Annotated in this window: 13 protein-coding genes; 5 read left to right on the top strand and 8 right to left on the bottom strand. The window is 68.0% G+C overall.

Going from position 1 to position 16094, the window contains the following annotated elements:
- Nucleotides 1–85: 85 nt before the first annotated feature.
- From KME82_RS04135 to KME82_RS04110, 6 genes are all read right to left on the bottom strand, one after another.
- Entirely contained in the window at nt 86–1504 is a 1419-nt protein-coding gene (locus tag KME82_RS04135) for an O-antigen ligase family protein (RefSeq protein WP_252255620.1), read from the bottom strand.
- Nucleotides 1470–2612 (bottom strand): glycosyltransferase, encoded by a 1143-nt coding sequence (locus KME82_RS04130; RefSeq protein WP_215497399.1) that lies wholly within the window; start codon nt 2610–2612, stop codon nt 1470–1472. The genes KME82_RS04135 and KME82_RS04130 overlap by 35 nt, the downstream gene beginning before the upstream one ends.
- A gap of 10 nt (nt 2613–2622) precedes the next feature.
- Complete coding sequence (locus tag KME82_RS04125; RefSeq protein ID WP_036111296.1) at nt 2623–2826, bottom strand: zinc-finger domain-containing protein; 204 nt, start codon at nt 2824–2826, stop codon at nt 2623–2625.
- Between the two features lie 370 nt (nt 2827–3196).
- A complete protein-coding gene (locus KME82_RS04120; RefSeq protein WP_215497398.1) occupies nt 3197–3907 on the bottom strand; it encodes a pirin family protein in 711 nt (236 codons plus the stop codon).
- A 34-nt stretch (nt 3908–3941) separates the two neighbouring features.
- Entirely contained in the window at nt 3942–4520 is a 579-nt protein-coding gene (locus KME82_RS04115; RefSeq protein WP_215497397.1) for a YceI family protein, read from the bottom strand.
- A 155-nt stretch (nt 4521–4675) separates the two neighbouring features.
- On the bottom strand, nt 4676–5263 hold the full coding sequence (locus KME82_RS04110; RefSeq protein ID WP_215497396.1) for a malonic semialdehyde reductase: 588 nt from the start codon (nt 5261–5263) through the stop codon (nt 4676–4678).
- A gap of 144 nt (nt 5264–5407) precedes the next feature.
- Here KME82_RS04110 and KME82_RS04105 point away from each other — a divergent pair, with 144 nt between their 5' ends.
- Nucleotides 5408–6355 carry a mitochondrial fission ELM1 family protein gene (locus KME82_RS04105; protein WP_215498964.1) on the top strand — a complete coding sequence of 316 codons (948 nt, stop codon included), beginning with the start codon at nt 5408–5410 and terminating at the stop codon, nt 6353–6355.
- A 254-nt stretch (nt 6356–6609) separates the two neighbouring features.
- On the opposite strand, the gene KME82_RS04100 is transcribed toward KME82_RS04105, so the two are convergent.
- A complete protein-coding gene (locus KME82_RS04100) occupies nt 6610–7014 on the bottom strand; it encodes an immunity 22 family protein (RefSeq protein WP_215497395.1) in 405 nt (134 codons plus the stop codon).
- A 239-nt stretch (nt 7015–7253) separates the two neighbouring features.
- Nucleotides 7254–10133 carry a bifunctional [glutamate--ammonia ligase]-adenylyl-L-tyrosine phosphorylase/[glutamate--ammonia-ligase] adenylyltransferase gene (gene glnE / locus KME82_RS04095; RefSeq protein ID WP_215497394.1) on the bottom strand — a complete coding sequence of 960 codons (2880 nt, stop codon included), beginning with the start codon at nt 10131–10133 and terminating at the stop codon, nt 7254–7256.
- Between the two features lie 630 nt (nt 10134–10763).
- On the opposite strand from glnE, the gene KME82_RS04090 reads away from it, so the two are divergent.
- The 4 genes from KME82_RS04090 to KME82_RS27005 all read left to right on the top strand — a co-directional run bounded on the left by KME82_RS04090 (nt 10764) and on the right by KME82_RS27005 (nt 16068).
- A complete protein-coding gene (locus KME82_RS04090; protein ID WP_215497393.1) occupies nt 10764–11405 on the top strand; it encodes a hypothetical protein in 642 nt (213 codons plus the stop codon).
- Between the two features lie 29 nt (nt 11406–11434).
- Nucleotides 11435–12853 (top strand): XVIPCD domain-containing protein, encoded by a 1419-nt coding sequence (locus KME82_RS04085; RefSeq protein ID WP_215497392.1) that lies wholly within the window; start codon nt 11435–11437, stop codon nt 12851–12853.
- A gap of 420 nt (nt 12854–13273) precedes the next feature.
- Nucleotides 13274–15283 (top strand): multicopper oxidase family protein, encoded by a 2010-nt coding sequence (locus KME82_RS04080; protein WP_215497391.1) that lies wholly within the window; start codon nt 13274–13276, stop codon nt 15281–15283.
- A gap of 494 nt (nt 15284–15777) precedes the next feature.
- Nucleotides 15778–16068, top strand: a complete 291-nt coding sequence (locus KME82_RS27005) for a hypothetical protein (RefSeq protein ID WP_430538788.1) — start codon at nt 15778–15780, stop codon at nt 16066–16068.
- The last annotated feature ends 26 nt before the right edge of the window (nt 16069–16094 follow it).

Below are 16094 nucleotides of genomic sequence, written 5' to 3'. Positions count from 1 at the left end.
ATCGGCGTTTGCGCTTGCGTCGTAAACGCGATGTCGCGGTCGCGGCTCGCGCCGCTCCTACAGGGGGCGCCGTAACCATCGCTGGTTAACGGGTATCGAGCGCCGTCGCGTCCCGCGGCGGTTGCGCGAGCAGGCTGCCGGTATACAGCGCCGCCAACAGCAAGGTCAGCCCGCCCCAGAACGTCGAATAGAACGCCAGGTGGGTGTTGAACGGAAACACCGTCACCAACAGCGCCAGCATCGCCGGCCGGGCGCGTTCGCGCGCGGCGCCGTCGGCGAAGGTCCACGCGCGCCAGGCCAGGGCCGCGCCGGCCAGCCACATCAGCAGGCCGAACGCGCCGGTTTCGCTGAGCACTTCCAGCAACAGTTGATGCGCGTGCAACGCCGGGCCGTAACCCCAGGACGTGGTTACGCCGGGCTGCGGATCGCAGGCCGGGAACGCTTCGCGGAAGCCGCGCGCGCCGACGCCGTTGATCGGATGTTCGGCGACCATGCACAGCGCCGCGCGCCAGATCCGGGTGCGTCCCGACAAGGCGGTGTCGACGCCGGCCAGATCGGCGCCGACGATCTGCGCGGTGCGGTCCAGGCGCTGATGCACCTGGGTCGAGGTCTGGTTCAAGACCACCAGGGCCAACAGCCCCGCGGCGAACAATCCCAGCAGCCGCTTCCAGCCGAGCACGCGCCAGCCCGACAGCAACAGCACCAGCGCGAAGGTGATCCACGAGGCGCGCGAGCCGGCCAGCACCACCACGATGCCGACCGCCGCGGTCGCCGCCAGCCAGCCGCCGCGACCGAAACGCCGACCTGCCGCGTACAGCACGAACGGCGAGAAACTCGCGATCACCTGGCCGAGCTTGAGATTGCACGGCCCGAGGATGCCGCCGAGCCGGTCGACCATGGCGATTTCCTCGGCGCTGCAGGTGCGATGGCCGTTGATCGCGTACTTGAGCGAGTCGATCGCGAAGAACAGCGGGCTGGTGCCGCTGATCGCCTGCAGCAGCGCATCCACGGTCCAGATGCCGACGATGATCGCCAGGCCGCCGAAGGTCGTGCGCCGGCCCTGCTCGGACGCGACCGCGGCCGCGACCAGCCACAGGAACGGCAGATAGCGCAGGTCCACCGCCGCCTCGCGCAGGGCGCGGCCGGGATCGACCGCGTCGATCGCCGAGATCAGTTCGGGCAGCCAATAGGCCGCGAACAGCACGCTGGTCAGCGCCCAGGCCGGATCGCTGAGCAGCCGCGCGCCGGTGTTGAAGCGCGCCATCACCAGCTTCACCAGCATGGTGATCGCGCCCAGGCTCAGCACCGTCTCGGCGATGCCGGGCGCGAACAACAAGGCGACGTAGGCCAGGATCCACACCGGCGCCCAGCGCCAGCCGACGATCGCCGGCGGCGGTTCGGGCGGACGCGCGCCGGCCCAGTGCGCAGGATCGGCCACGCCCTCGCCGGTCGCGGCCGCGAGGGCCGCGTCAGGCGGTGTCGACGAGTTCGGCATAGACGGCAAGCGTGGCCTCCTGCATGGCCCGCAGGGAAAACGCCATCGTATCCACTGGCGCGGGCGCTTGCGTTAGCAATTCGCAAGCCGCGCTGTGCAAGGCGTGCTGATCGAACGCGGCGACCGCGCCGCGCGGCTGCAGGCGCGCGAGCAGTTCGCCGACGCCGCCGTGGTTCCAGCCCAGCACCGGCCGGCCGACCGACAAGGCTTCGATCACGGTGCGGCCGAAAGCTTCGGGTTTGCGCGACAACTGCAGCACCAGATCGCTGGCGGCGTAAGCGCGCGCGATCGCGTCGGTGGGCGGGGTCAAGGCGATCGCCTGCTCGATACCCAGGGCCTGCGCCTGCGCCTCGAGTTCGGCGATGTAGGCCTCGCGTCCGCTGGCGCGCGCGCCGGGCAGCCACAGGCGCGCATCGCGCCCGTCGGCGCGCAGCGCGGCCAGCAGGGTCAGCGCATCGGCATGGCCCTTCAGGCGGGTGCCGCGGCCGGGCAACAGCAGCAGCGGGCCGTCGCCGGCCAAGGCCGGATGCAAGGACGCCGCCCAGGCGCGCGCCTGCGGATCGGGCGATGGCGCGCGCGCGAACGCGGCCGGATCGATGCCGCGCGGAATCACCCGCAAGGTGTCGGCATCGGTGTCGGGGTAATGCTGCAGGACGTAGTCGCGGACTGTGTTCGATACGCAGATCACCCGCTCGCCGCGGGTCATCACCGCACTGTAGCGCGACGGCGAATTCAGACCGTGGACGGTGGTGACCCAATGCGGCCGCGCCGACTCAGGCAGCCCGCGCCAGGCCATCAGGCCGATCCAGGCCGGCAGGCGCGAACGCGCATGCACCAGGTCGACGCCGAGCTGCGCCCACAACCGGCGCAGCGCGAACACGTGCAGCAAGGTCGACGGCGACTTGCGTCCTATCGACAGTTCGATGTGTTCGGCGCCGGACGCGAGCAACTGCGGCACCAGACGGCCGCCGGCGGACACGACGATCGCGCGATGGCCGGCGCGCACCAGCGCGTCGGCGATTTCCAGGGTGGAGCGTTCGACCCCGCCGGATTCCAGCGCCGGCAGCAACTGCATCACCGTCAGCCGGCGCGCGTGGGTCGGCTGCACGGGCGTCATGGCCGGTGGGTCAGTCGTCGACCAGGGTGAAATGCGAGCCGCAGTACGGGCACAGGCATTCGCGCTCGGCTTCGATCGGCAGGTACACGCGCGGGTGCGAGTTCCACAGCGCCATTGACGGCAGCGGGCAGCTCAGCGGCAGGTCCGCGCGGGTGACGGTGTAGCGCAGGTCGGCGCTGGCCTGGGTGGGATGGGCGTTGGCTGCGGTGGTCATGGGGGACTACGGATGGCGACGCGGGCGGGCAGTTTAGCAGTGTGGGGGGCCGGGCCGGGTACACGCGGTGTGTGGGTTGGCGTTGGGGTGGAGCTAAAAGCAAATCCCCCCTGCCCCCCCTTTTTCAAAGGGGGGAACAGCAACGGCAGGCGTGTTGGGATGGTGGCGACGGACCGGGTCGCAGATCGAGGGACCGGGTCGCAGGTCGAGGACCTGGTTTGCAGGCCGATAACCCACCACCTTGCAGTGAGGTGGCTGCGGGCCCCGACTGACCACCAGCCGCGACGCCCCCACCTACCGGGTTCCCCCCTTTGAAAAAGGGGGGCCAGGGGGGATTTGCTGTTGCTTTTGCTTTTGCTTTTGCTTTCGCTCAACCCGCAGCCAAATCAAACCAAAGCACATCGGCCGGCGTATCGCCCAGCCCGATCAACACCCGCTCGCCCGATTCTTCGCGAAACCCCAACGCATCGCCGGCCTCGAGCACCCGCCCGTCGACCTCGATCCGCCCGTGCGCAACCTGCAGCCAATACCAGCGCCCACTCTCAAGCGTGCGCCGCGCACTGACCCCCGCGCCCAAGCTCAGCGAATACAGCAACAGATCCTGACGAATCGGCAACCCGCCCTGAGCGCCATCGCGCGAAGCGCGCAGCACGAACTCGCCGTCGCGATCCGGCGGCGCATCGCTATGCGCGTACGCCGGCTGCGCATTCAAGCGATCGGATTGAACCCAGATCTGCAGAAAATGCACGGGCTCGGTCTTGGAGGCGTTGTACTCGCTGTGTTCCACGCCGTGACCGGCGCTCATCCACTGCAAGGTGCGAGGGCCGATCACGCCGCCCCCGCCGCTGCTGTCGCGATGCGCCAGCGCGCCGCTCAGCACGTAGCTGAGGATTTCCATGTTGGCGTGGCGATGCGGCGCGAAGCCCGCGCCGGGATCGACGCGGTCTTCGTTGATCACCCGCAGACACCCGAAGCCCATCCAGGCCGGATCGTAATAACCGCCAAACGAAAACGTGTGGCGGCTGTCGAGCCAGCCGGCCTGGACGCGGCCGCGGGCGCTGGAGGGACGTTCGATGATCATGCCGAACAGTTTATCGGTTCGGCCCCGCGACGGCTCAGGGCTTGGGCACGATCGCTTCGGTGGTGATGCGGATCTTGATCTCGTCGCTGACGTTCGGCACGTACTTGGCGATGCCGAAATCGCTGCGCTTGAGCGTGGTGGTGGCGTCGAAACCGGCCGCCGCGCGCTTGGCCATCGGCTGCTCGCCGATCTTGTTGATGGTCACGTCGAGCACCGCCGGCTTGGTCACGCCGTGCACGGTCAGGTCGCCGGTGACCTTGAGCTTCTTGGCGCCGGCCGCTTCGACCTTGGTGCTCTTGAAGGTGATGGTCGGGTACTTGGCGGCGTCGAAGAAATCCGCGCTCTTGAGGTGTTCGTCGAAGTCGGCGACGTGCGAATCCAGGCCGGACAGCGGAATGGTCACCTCGACCTTGGACGCGGCCGGCTTGGCCGGATCGTAGGTGATGCTGCCGTCGACCTTGCCGAAATGCGCGACCGGGTTGGAGAAGCCGAAGTGGCTCCAGCTGGCGACCACGTCGGTGTGGTTCGGATCGATCTTGTAGGTCAGGGCGGCGGCGCTGGCGGTGCCGGCGAAAGCCAGGCCGAGGGCGGCGGCGAGCAGGATACGCTTCATGAGGGAACTCCTGGATCTGGGTTTGGGAAGGGACTTGCTCGGGGTGTTTCGCTGAAAAACCAACAAAAATCGGATGAACGTTCGCCGGGGCACTATCGCGCAAAGCGTGCGAACCCGAGGTGTCCACGCCGCGAAACCGTGGCCGGCGGCACGCCTCAGTCGATGCGCGCGGCCTCGTCGAACGGCAGGCGCGGCGAACGCGGGAACAACTGGGCGTGGTCGCCGGCGCCGAGGTTGATCAGGAAGTTGGACTTGATCTTGGTGCCGGCGAAGAAGGCCTCGTCGACCTTGGCGTTGTCGAAGCCCGACATCGGGCCGGTGTCCAGGCCCAGGGCGCGCGCGGCCAGGATCAGGTACGCGCCCTGCAGGCTGCCGTTGCGGAACGCGGTGACGTTGATCGACGCTTCGTTGCCGGCGAACCAGCTGCGCGCGTCGTCGTGCGGGAACAGGTAGGGCAGCTTTTCGTAGAACTCCAGGTCGTGGCCGACGATCACCGTGACCGGCGCGGCCAGGGTCTTGGCCCGATTGCCTTCGGACAGGGCCGGCGCAAGCTTCTGCTTGGCCTCGGCGGATTTGACGAACACGAAGCGCGCCGGCGAACCGTTGGCGCTGGTCGGGCCCCATTTCGCCAAGTCGTAGAGCTGGCGCAGCGTCTCGTCGCTGATCTGCCCGCCGAGCACGTTGTGGGTGCGGGCGGTGCGGAACAGCTGATCGAGCGTCTGGTCGTCAAGAGCCTTGGACATCGTCTTCTCCGTGGGGCTGCCATGCTTGGCAAAGTGGTCGGGAGACGGAAGTGTAGAGTCTCGGTCGGACCGCGAAACCGCCACTCCCGGAACGGATTGACTGCATCTGTGCAACGAAACGGCTTTTCTGCGAAGAATGATCCCATTTCTGCAACCTGGGTCCTGACCGACGGCCATGCCGGCAATCAGCGCCAGGCCAGCGCCCTGTCCCAGGCGCTGGGGCGGGCGGCCAGCGACTGGACCCTGCACCCGCGCGCGCCGTGGCGCTGGTTGGCGCCGCGGCGGCTGCTCGGCGCCGAACGCGCCTTCGGTCCCGACTTCGTCCGCGCCCTGGGCGCGCGCCCGCGCCTGGCGATCGGCTGCGGCCGCCAGGCCGCGCTGGCCACCCGGCTGCTGCGCGGCGAAGGCTGCGCGGCGGTGCAGATTCTCGATCCGCGCATCGATCCCGCACATTGGGACCTGGTGATCGCGCCCGAACACGACGGCCTGCGCGGCGGCAACGTCATCACCCTGCTGGGTAGCCTCAATCCGGTCGACGACCTGTGGCTGGCCGGCGCGCGCAAGGCGTTTCCCGCGTTCGGCGCCCTGCCCGGCCCGCGCACCGCCCTGCTGCTCGGCGGCCCGAGCGCGCATGCTGCGTTCGACCAGGCCGCGTTCGACACCCTGGCCGTGCAGTTGCAGGCCTTGCTCGAACGCGAAGGCGGCAGCCTGCTGGCGACGACCTCGCGGCGCACCCCGGTCGAGATCCGCGCGCGCCTGCGCGAACGCCTGACGCGCCTGCCGCGGGTGTCGTGGTACGAGCCCGGCGAAGGCACCAATCCCTACCCCGGCCTGCTCGGCTGGGCCGACCGCATCGTCTGCACCGCCGATTCGGTCAACATGCTGTCGGAGGCCGCGGCCACCTGCGCGCCGGTGTTCGCCTTCGGGGTCGAGCGCGTCGACGGCCGGCCGCGGCGCTTCATCGACAGCCTGCTGAGCCTGGGCCGGGTGCGGGTGTTCGATCAGTCGCTGCTGGCGTATCCGGTGGCGCCGCTGCGCGAGACCATGCGGGTGGCGCAGGAAGTCAGACAACGGCTTGCACTGCGGGACTGAGCGGGCGGGTTATCGATCGAACTGACCCTCGATAATCGACGACGGCACGGGGCCGCCCTGCAGGAGCGGCGCTAGACGCGACCGCTCGAACCGCCCCTCATGTAATCGACGATGTCGCGAGGACCCCCTGTAGGAGCGGCGCGAGCCGCGACTGCGAAACATGCTTGCGTCGAATGTGACGTTTCGCGGTCGCGGCTCGCGCCGCTCCTACAGGGGGCATCCGTAGCTACGCAATCGGTGTGGCCGACATCGCCTCAGCCAATCCGGCGGCGCGGGTCGGCGAAGCTGCCGATGAAGCGCAGTTCGTTGTACAGCCGGCCCGGCGTGTCTTCGTGGAAGGTGCAGTGATCGTAGTAGTACAGCGAGTTGCCTTCGGTCACGCCCAAGGCATGGCAACGCGCGAGGATCGCCTGTTCGGTCTGGATCGCGTTGACGCCGACTTCCTTGACCAGTTGCTCGACCGGAATCACTTTGTTGCCGGCGGTGCCGTAGGCGACGAAGAAATCCGAGTCGATGAAGTCGCAGCCGAAATCGCGATGCGCGGGGCAACCCGAGCCGGACGACTCCATGCCTTCGGTGTAGCGGTTGAAGGCTTCCAGCGATTGGGTGGAGGTGCCCATCCAGACCGAGATCACGCCGCGAGTGGTGTCGTCGATCATAAGTTCGATCCTGGATTTTTTGGGCGGGCATGAAAATAGCACCGCTGGGGTGTTGATCGCGATCTGAGCGAAAGGCGTCGGGGCTCAAGCCCCTCCCACAAAAGCCCTCGCAATTGCGAAAGCAACCGACGTTTTTTTATGAAGGGACCGAAGCCCCCTTTACGAAGGCACCGAAGTCGTTTGTGGGAGGGGCTTGAGCCCCGACGCTTTCCGATCCGGCAGCGCGCAACACGGGAGGCTTATACGAACACCAGCCCCTGCTCCACCACCGCCGCGCGAATCGCCGCGCGCGCCGCTTCCACCGCCTCGTCCGGAGCGACCCGCCGCGCACGCCGGTCCAGGGTGCAATCCAACCCGCGCGACAGCAAGGTCGCATGCGCGACCCGCAACGACGCCGCGATCGTATCGTCGAGCACGCCGATGCTGTTAACCGCGTCGATCAGCCCGGCCGTATCGCGCGCTTCGCGCACCATCGTGTAGCGCCGCGCGTAACGCAGCACCAACGCCTGCAACAGGAACTCCAGATCGACCAGGCCGCCTTCGCCCTGTTTGAGGTCGAACGCCGCCGCGTCGCTGCGATCGAGTTCGGCGCGCATGCGCCGGCGCATCGCGCCGACGTCCTCGTAGACCTTGACCGGATCGCGCTCGCTCGCCAGCGTTCGCCAGCGAACCCCTTCGAAACTTCGGCCCAGCGCCGCGTCGCCGGCGATGAAGCGCGCGCGCACCAAGGCCTGATGCTCCCAGGTCCAGGCGCGCTCGCGCTGGTAGTCGGCGAAGCTCGCCAACGACGACACCAGCAGGCCCTTGGCGCCATCGGGGCGCAGCCGCACGTCGATATCGAACAAACGACCGCCCGCGGTCACCGCGCCGAGCAGGGCGACGATTTTCTGCGCCAGCCGCGCGAACCAGCGCGGCGCATCCAGGGCGCGCGCGCCGTCGGAACTTGCCGGTTCAAAGCTGGCCGGCTCAGAACCGGCCGCTTCAGAGCCTGCCGCTTGCGCGCCCGCGTCGGCCGCGGGCAGGTCGTACAGGAACACCAGATCCAGGTCCGAACCGAACCCCAGCTCCTCGCCGCCGAGGCTGCCATAACCGAGCACGGCGAAACGCGCGCCCGGCACCCGGCCATGCGCGGCGGCGACTTCCTGCTCGGCCAGGCGCAGCACCCGCGCGACCACGCCGTCGGCGAGCCAGGCCAACTGGCGCGCGCTGTCCTGCGCCGACTGACGCCCGTCGCGCAGCGCCATCGCGATGCGGAAACTCAGCGACTGGCGCACTTCGTTGAGCGCCTGCAAGGTCAGTTCGGTGTCGTCGCCGCCATCGACTTCGGCGCAGGCGGCGAGCAACTCCTCGCGGCCCGGCAACGGACCGACCACGCGCGCGTCGAGCAGTTCGTCCAGCAACAAGGGATGCGAGGCCAGGCGTTCGGCCAACAGCGCGCTGCGCGACACCACTTCGATCAGCCGCGACAACGCCGCCGGCTGTTCGTCGAGCAAGGCCAGATAGGCGCTGCGGCGCAATACGTTGTGCAGCAGCGCGAGCAAGCGCTTGAGCGCGAGCATCGGTTGCGACGACGACGCGGTGCCCTGCAGCAGGGCCGGCAACACGCGGTCCAGGCGCGTGCGCGCCGCATCCGACAGGCCGCGCACGCCGGGGCTGCGGGCGAAGTCGCGCAACACCGCATCGGCGTCGGTGGCGGCGTCGAACCCGGCGTCGGCCAGGATCTTCGCGTCGCCGGCCTCGGGCAGCGCGTTCCAGTACGCGGTCAGCGCATCGGGCGCGGCGCGGCGGCGGCGCGGCGCGAGCAAGGCATCGAATTCGGCGGTGATGCGTTCGCGGCGGCGCTCCAGATCGCTCAGCAACGCGGCCCAATCGGGATAGTCCAGGCCGGCGGCGATGCGTTCGCGATCGGCCTGCAGGCTCGGCAAGGCGTGGGTCTGCGCATCGCGCAGCATCTGCAAACGGTTTTCCAGCCGGCGCAGGAAACGGTAGTCCTCGCCCAGCGCGGCGCCGGCCTCCTCGCTGATCTGGCGCTGCGCGACCAGTTCGCGCAGCGCCGGCAACAAGCGACGGCCGCGCAGTTCGGCCTCGCGGCCGCCGCGGATCAGCTGCAGGGCCTGGACCAGGAATTCGATTTCGCGAATGCCGCCGGGCCCGCGCTTGATGTCGTCGGCCAGTTCCTTGCGCGCGACCTCGGCGCTGATCGCGGCCTTCATCGAACGCAGGCCGTCGAGCGCGCCGAAATCCAGATAGCGCCGGTACACGAACGGACGCAGGCTATCGAGGAAGCGTTCGCCGGCCTGCGCATCGCCGGCGACCGGACGCGCCTTCTGCCAGGCGTAACGTTCCCAATCGCGACCTTCGCGCTGGAAGTACTGCTCCATCGCCGCGAACGACCAGGCCACGCGGCCGGCATTGCCGTACGGGCGCAGGCGCAGGTCGACGCGATGGCAGAAGCCCTCGGCGGTGAGTTCGTCGAGCAGGCGCGCGAGTTGCTGGCCGAGCTTGGCGAAATAAGTTTCCGCATCGAGCGCGCGCGCGGCGTCGCGGCCGTCGAACTGGGTGCTGCCGTCGTGTTCGTAGGCGTAGACCAGATCGACATCGGAACTGAAATTGAGTTCGCCGCCGCCGAGCTTGCCCAGGCCGAACACCACCAGCCCGACGCGTTGCCCATCGGGCGTGCGGATCACGCCGTGGCGCTGGGCGAATTCGTCCTCCAGCGCTTGCAGTGCGATGCGCAGGCAAACCTCGGCCAGATGGGTGCTGCCGTCGAGCGTGTCCTCGACGCTGTCCAGGCCGAGCGCGTCGCGCCAGATCAAGCGGGTGGAACCGGCGCTGCGGTAACGGCGCAGGCGCGTGCCCCAGTCGGCGCGATGCTCGCTATCGAGTTGCGGCGGCGGCAGCGGCGTGGCGCCGTCGTCGGCCGCGAGCGTGAGCAGCAAGTCGGGCTGGCGCACCAGCGTGTCGATGGCGAAATCGCTGACCACGGCCACGCGCGCGAGCCGTGCGAGCAACGATGGATCTTCGAGCGCGCTGGACATCTGCGGGGAGGCGGCACGCAACCGCGCGATGGCGCGCTCGACGTGGGCGGATTCGAAACTGTTGCGATCAGGAGAAGCCATCAAAGCTGCGCATGCTGGTGTGCATGGATGATCGCATGGCGGTAGTGGCGGCTGATGCGTGCGTAGCTGCGAGCGTGTTGCGCGGTTGTCGAAGTTTCGCAGTCACTGCGACTACGACGCCGCGCTCAACCACCGGGCGATCCCCACGCGGAACACTCCAGAACCCACCACAAAACCCCAGCCAATAAAAAAGCCCGCTTCCGGTAGAACCGGTAGCGGGCTTTGCTCCCTCCCCCACGTCGGGATGCGGGGCGATCGTGAAGGAAGCGTTATCCCCTTTGCACGCTGCACTGCAAAACAGAACTAACCGGTTCATTTGAAACGCCCGGACCCGCTTCCAAACGCTTATGCCGAAAGCTAATAACGGCAGGGCTGTTACCGATGACATCGATTTCGCCGCTGTGACGCGGCTCCGGCTCGCCCAATGGGTCGCAAGAAAACTGAACAGGCGAACCCCGGCCCCGTTTGCGCCGAATGCCGCCGCCCGCACGCCCGCCGACGGCCTGCGCTTGTCGCCTCGATGGCCTGAGCGGCATGCTGGCTGCGTTAACTCGCTAGCCGCCACCCAAGCGAGCCCCCGACGAAGCGAACCGCCCCCGCGGCCGCCTCAGCGTTCCAAGGAGGAGACGCATGCCCCGTCCATCGCATTGCCTCCTCCGCCGCGCATGGTGGCTGCCGTTGTGCGGCGGCCTGCTGAGCGCCTGCGCCGGCCTGCCGGCTCCGTCCGACGCTTCCACCGACGCCAACACCCGATCCACCCAGGAGTTCCCCATGACCAGCACCGCCTCTCCCTCGACCCCGCTGTCCGGCGAAGACGTCAGCCGGCGCGTGTTGAAGCTGATCGGCAGCCTGAAGTCCAACGCCGACCTCACCGCCGAGCATCTGGAGCGACACACCGGCCTGCGCATGCAGCGCGCCGACAGCGGCGACGGTTCGTTCGGCGCCGGCGCGGCGATCGACGCGAACTGGTCGTACAACTTCCTGGTCAGCCCCAAGCTGGGCGAACCGCGCCAGCAACTGACCTTCGACTTCGCCCGCACCGGCGACCCGGCCGCGCCGATGACCCCGGTATGCGCGCTGGATTTCGACGCCTACGCGAGCGCGCTCAAGGCCATGGGGTTCCAGGACAGCCCGACCTACGCCGAGCACGGCCGCCTGAGTTACTGGAACTTCCGCGGCCCGGTCACGCTGCGCGTGTTCGTCGAAGGCGAGTCCAACGATTCGCCCGAAGCGATCGGCCATCGCTGCGTCAAAACCATCACCGTCGAATAAGACAGCGGTCCGCAGGCCAGGAGGCCGTCATGTCGCCCAAACCCATCAGCGCCGATCTGCAGAAGCTGATCGACGATTTCGGCAAGCAGCCCGGCGTCAGCGCCAACGCGGTGAAGAACCTCAGCGACACCATCAAGGGGTCGCCGGTGTTGACCGACCAGTTGAACGGCGCGGTCGCCGCGGGCCATCTCAAATCGTTCAAGGCCCTGACCGACCCGAACATGGGCGGCTCGTACAACGGCGGCACCCAGGCCATGTCGTTGCCGGTCGCCGGGCTCGACGCGAACTTCAACAAGGGCGAAATCACCTTCGTGCTCGGCCACGAAGTGCAGCACGGCTACAACCGCGGCGCGCGCGACGCGGTGCGTTCGACCTTCTACACCGAAGCCGAAGCGCTGGCCAAGAACCCGGCCGCGGTCCACGACTACACCCCGCTGTTGAACAAGGTGATCGAAGGCGACCGGGTCAACGAGTCCACCGCCAACATCGCCGGCTGGAACGCGCTGGTCAGCGCAGCCAAGGAAGCCAAGCCCGCCGCGACGCTTGGCGATGTCTACAACCTGCAGCCCGGCCGCGCCTCGGACTTCATCGCCCGCACCGGCGCCGCGCCCAACTACGCCTACGCCGCGCGCGACGGCCTGACCTTGAGCGCGGACCTCACCATCGCGGTCAATCCGGCCAACACCGCCGGCATGGCCAAGCATTTCTACGACCTGCCGCCAGCGCAGACCCGGCTGGGCCACGGCGGCAACTCCGACTACCCCAACTATCACGGCTCGATCTACGTGCCGATGATCAGTCATTGGGAACAAGCGCACGGGCGCACCGCCGAAGGCGGCAAGCCGCAGGTCCACATCGACATGAAAGCGCTGCACCTGGATCGCGAAATCATGGAGACCAACGGCCTCAACCTCGGCGCGGCCGCGACCGTGCAGCCGTATTACGACACCAGCACCGCGCCGCCGACCCAGGCCACGTTCCACCACACCATCGATACCCACCGGCCGGTGCGCGATCCGATCGCGCCGGGCATCGATGCGCCTGCGCACGCACCACCCGAACACGCCGCACCTGCAAGCGCGGGCCATCGCGATCAATCCCTGATCGGCGACATCCGCGACAAGGTCCAGGCCGAATTCACGCGTCACGGCAGTCCATTGTCCGAACCCGATGCAGAGCGGGTCGCGGCGGCGCTGGCGGTGCAGGGCAAGACCGCCGGCATCGGCAGCGGCGACCACGTGGTGCTCAGCGTCGATCCGGCGACCAAGGAAGTCGGCAAGACCGTGTTCCTGGTCAAGGGCGAACTCGACAGCCCCTCGCACACCCGGGTCAGCGCCTCGCCGCAACAAGCGCCGGCGACCGAAGAATCGCTGCGCCAGCTCGACGCGATCGGTCCGGCCGGCCCGGCGCAGCCCACGCCGCAGCCCGCGAAGACGATGCAGCACTAACCCGGCGTCGCAATTCCTTTGAGTTCACTCGGCCCCCGCGGCGACGCGGGACGGGCTGCCTTGCGCCGCATTGGCCTGCCGCGCGGGCTTTCGCCGTTCATCAAGCGAGCACGCCGCCTCCGCGATGGAGACGCCGTTCTCAATGCCGATCCGGCAGCACGACGCAACGCGATCGCGTTCTCAGTTCGAGCGATCCCGCCGCCATGCGAACGGAGCGAACCATCAGCAGCACCGTCGAAACGGCCGCCGCGCGGTTTCCCGCGATCGGGCAGCCGCAGACGACGGGCAACAGGGGCCATGACCGAACCGCAACAACGCAGCCGCACGCGGCGGCGCGGCGCGTGCGCAGGCGCGTGTCATTCACGCGCGGCCATCGCCGGCGCCGTCACCGCATTCCCCTCATTCCATCAGGAGCCCAGCATGGAACGCCTTTCTTCGATTCCCGCCGTTCAATCGCGATCGCGCGCGCGCAGTCCGCTCGCGCTCGCGTTGTGCGTGCTCATCGCCGCGCCCATGACCGCGCCGGCGCAGGAAAAACCCGCGCCGCGCGAACTCGAACAGCCGGTGTTCGCGCGCATGCTGCGCTCGGGCGACAGCGCCAAACCGCTGCTGAGCCTGACCGAGGCCGGTGCCAAGCCGCTCGACACGCGCGAAGCCAAGCTCGACCTGCGCATCGCCTTCACCACCTCGAAAATCTGGGACCCCATCAAACAGAGATTCGACACGGTCAAGCTGCGCTCCTACCAGAGCCCGGGCACCAATCCCGAGGTGCCGTTCCTCGCGCCGACCATCGTCACCTCGCCCGGCGAAACCGTGCGCATCGCGCTCGACAACCAGTTGCCGCCGCAACCCGATTGTCATCCGGCCGACATCAACGTCCCGCATTGCTTCAACTCGACCAACCTGCATTCGCATGGCCTGTGGGTCAGCCCGACCGGCAACAGCGACAACGTGCTGCTGACGCTGCGTCCCGGGGTCAAGTTCGAATACGAGTACAACCTGCCCGCCGACCATCCGGCCGGCACCTTCTGGTATCACCCGCATCTGCACGGCTCCACTGCATTGCAGGTGTCCAGCGGCATGGCCGGCGCGCTGCTGGTACGCGGCGAGCGCCTGCCCGCCAGCGACCGCACCGGCGACATCGACACTCTGCTGCGCGATCCGGCCGGCGCGGCGATGCACGAACGGCTGCTGATCTTCCAGCAGGTCGCGTATGCCTGCCGCGACAGCAAAGGCAAGATCAGGACCGATGAGAAGACCGGCTTTTGGACCTGTGACAAGGACGACGTCGGCGAGATCGAGAAATACGACGACCAGTTCGGCTTCGGCGTGTGGCAGAAATCCGGCCGCCACACCAGCATCAACGGCACCGTGCTGCCGACCTTCGACGACCTCGTCGCCGGCCGCATCGAACGCTGGCGCCTGCTGCACGCCGGCGTGCGCGACACCGTCAACCTGCAGTTCCGCGAAATGAAGGCAAGCTCGGCCAGCATCGAGGGCCTGTCCGGCAAGGCCCTGGACAATTGGGTGACCAAGAACTGCACCGGCGCGCCGCTCAAGCAGTTCGAAGTCGCCAGCGACGGCCTGACCCACGCCAAGACCATCGTCAAGAGCGAGAACATGCTGCAGCCCGGTTACCGCAGCGATGTGCTGGTGGTGTTTCCCACGGCCGGCCGGTACTGCGTGCTCGACGCCTTCGCGCCGGCCAGCGCCAGCATCACCAACGCCGCCGAGGACCGTCAGCTGCTCGGTATCGCCGACGTCACCGGCGATGCGAAGGTCGCCGATGTCGAAGCCTACGTGACCGATGCGCTGGTCGCCTCCGCGGACAAGCGCATGCCCGAGGGCGTGCGCGAATCGATCGTCGCCGGCTTGCGCGATCACCTGCGCCTGGATGCGTTCGTCCCGCACAAGACCATTACCAAGGGCGAGGTGAACGGCAAAGGCCAGACGGTGGTGTTCGACATCCAGGACAAGATCGTCGACGGCAAGAAGGTGGGCGACATCTACCTGGTCGACGGCAAGCCCTACGATCCGAGCGCCGCGCGCGATCTGATCCTCGGCCAGACCGAGGAGTGGCACCTGACGTCGCAGCGCGGCGGTCACCCCTTCCACATTCACGTCAATCCGTTCCAGATCGTCAGTATCCTCGACAAGAACGGCAAGGAAGTCAGCGTCACTGGCGACCTCGACAAGGACGGCAATGTCACCGATCCGCAGTACGCCAACCTGCAAGGCACCTGGAAGGACACCTTGTTCGTCAAGGACGGCTACAACCTGTACGTGCGCACCCGTTATGAGCGCTACATCGGCGAGTACGTCCTGCATTGCCACATCCTCGATCACGAGGACCAAGGGATGATGCAGAACGTGCGCGTGCTGGTGCCCGACGGCAAGGGCGGCGGGATTTCGGCCAGCAGCCACCACTGAGGCCGGCGATGCGGCCTTCCGCTAGCGCGGTGGGCCGCATTGGGCCGCATTGGGCGGCGAGATCTCAATGGTGGTTACGACCGGCGCCGACCATGGCGGTCGCGGCTCGCGCCGCTCCTACAGTCGGAAACGCGACACCGCCAGCCCTCAGCGATAACGCAATAGCCCACTGTAGGAGCTGCGTAAGCTGCGACCACGCAACTTCGCCCACCTCGCCGGTCGCGGCTCGCGCCGCTCCTACAGTCGGAAACCCGGCAACATCCAGCACACCGCGATAACCCGATAGCCCGCTGTAGGAGCTGCGTCCTACTGGATTTCCTTCGGGCACAAGCTGCGACCGCGCAACCTCGCCTGCCGCGCCGTCACCGCTTCGCGTTCTTCTCGTACTGCGCCATATCGACGCGCAGAATCCGCCGCAACTCCAAGATCGCCTGCGGCGTCTCCTGCACGCTGTGGCCGGAGACGATCACCTTCTCCGACAGAGCGCCCTCCAGATGTGCGCTGCGGTACGGCACCGCGCCGTCGCTGGATTGCAGCAGCGCGATCTTCGGATCGCGCTGGCCGACGATGGTGTGGTACGGCAGCCCGGCTTCGATCGACAACTTCTCGGTGCTGCGCATGAACAAGGAATTCGGGCTCAGATCGTCCGGACCGGTCGGCGGACGGCCCTTGCGGAAACCGACCTTCTGCAATTCGTCCTGATCGACCTTGGTGCGCTGCGCCAGTTCGGCGGTCTCGCGCAGGACATCGAACGGCAACCGGATCAGCTTGCGGATCATCCGTAGCGGCCAGCCGTCGGTGACCACCGCGC

The sequence above is a fragment of the Lysobacter capsici genome, assembly GCF_018732085.1.
Taxonomy (GTDB): domain Bacteria; phylum Pseudomonadota; class Gammaproteobacteria; order Xanthomonadales; family Xanthomonadaceae; genus Lysobacter; species Lysobacter capsici_A.
Note: the sequence above shows the minus strand (reverse complement) of the source record. Positions and strands in the feature narration are given on the sequence as shown.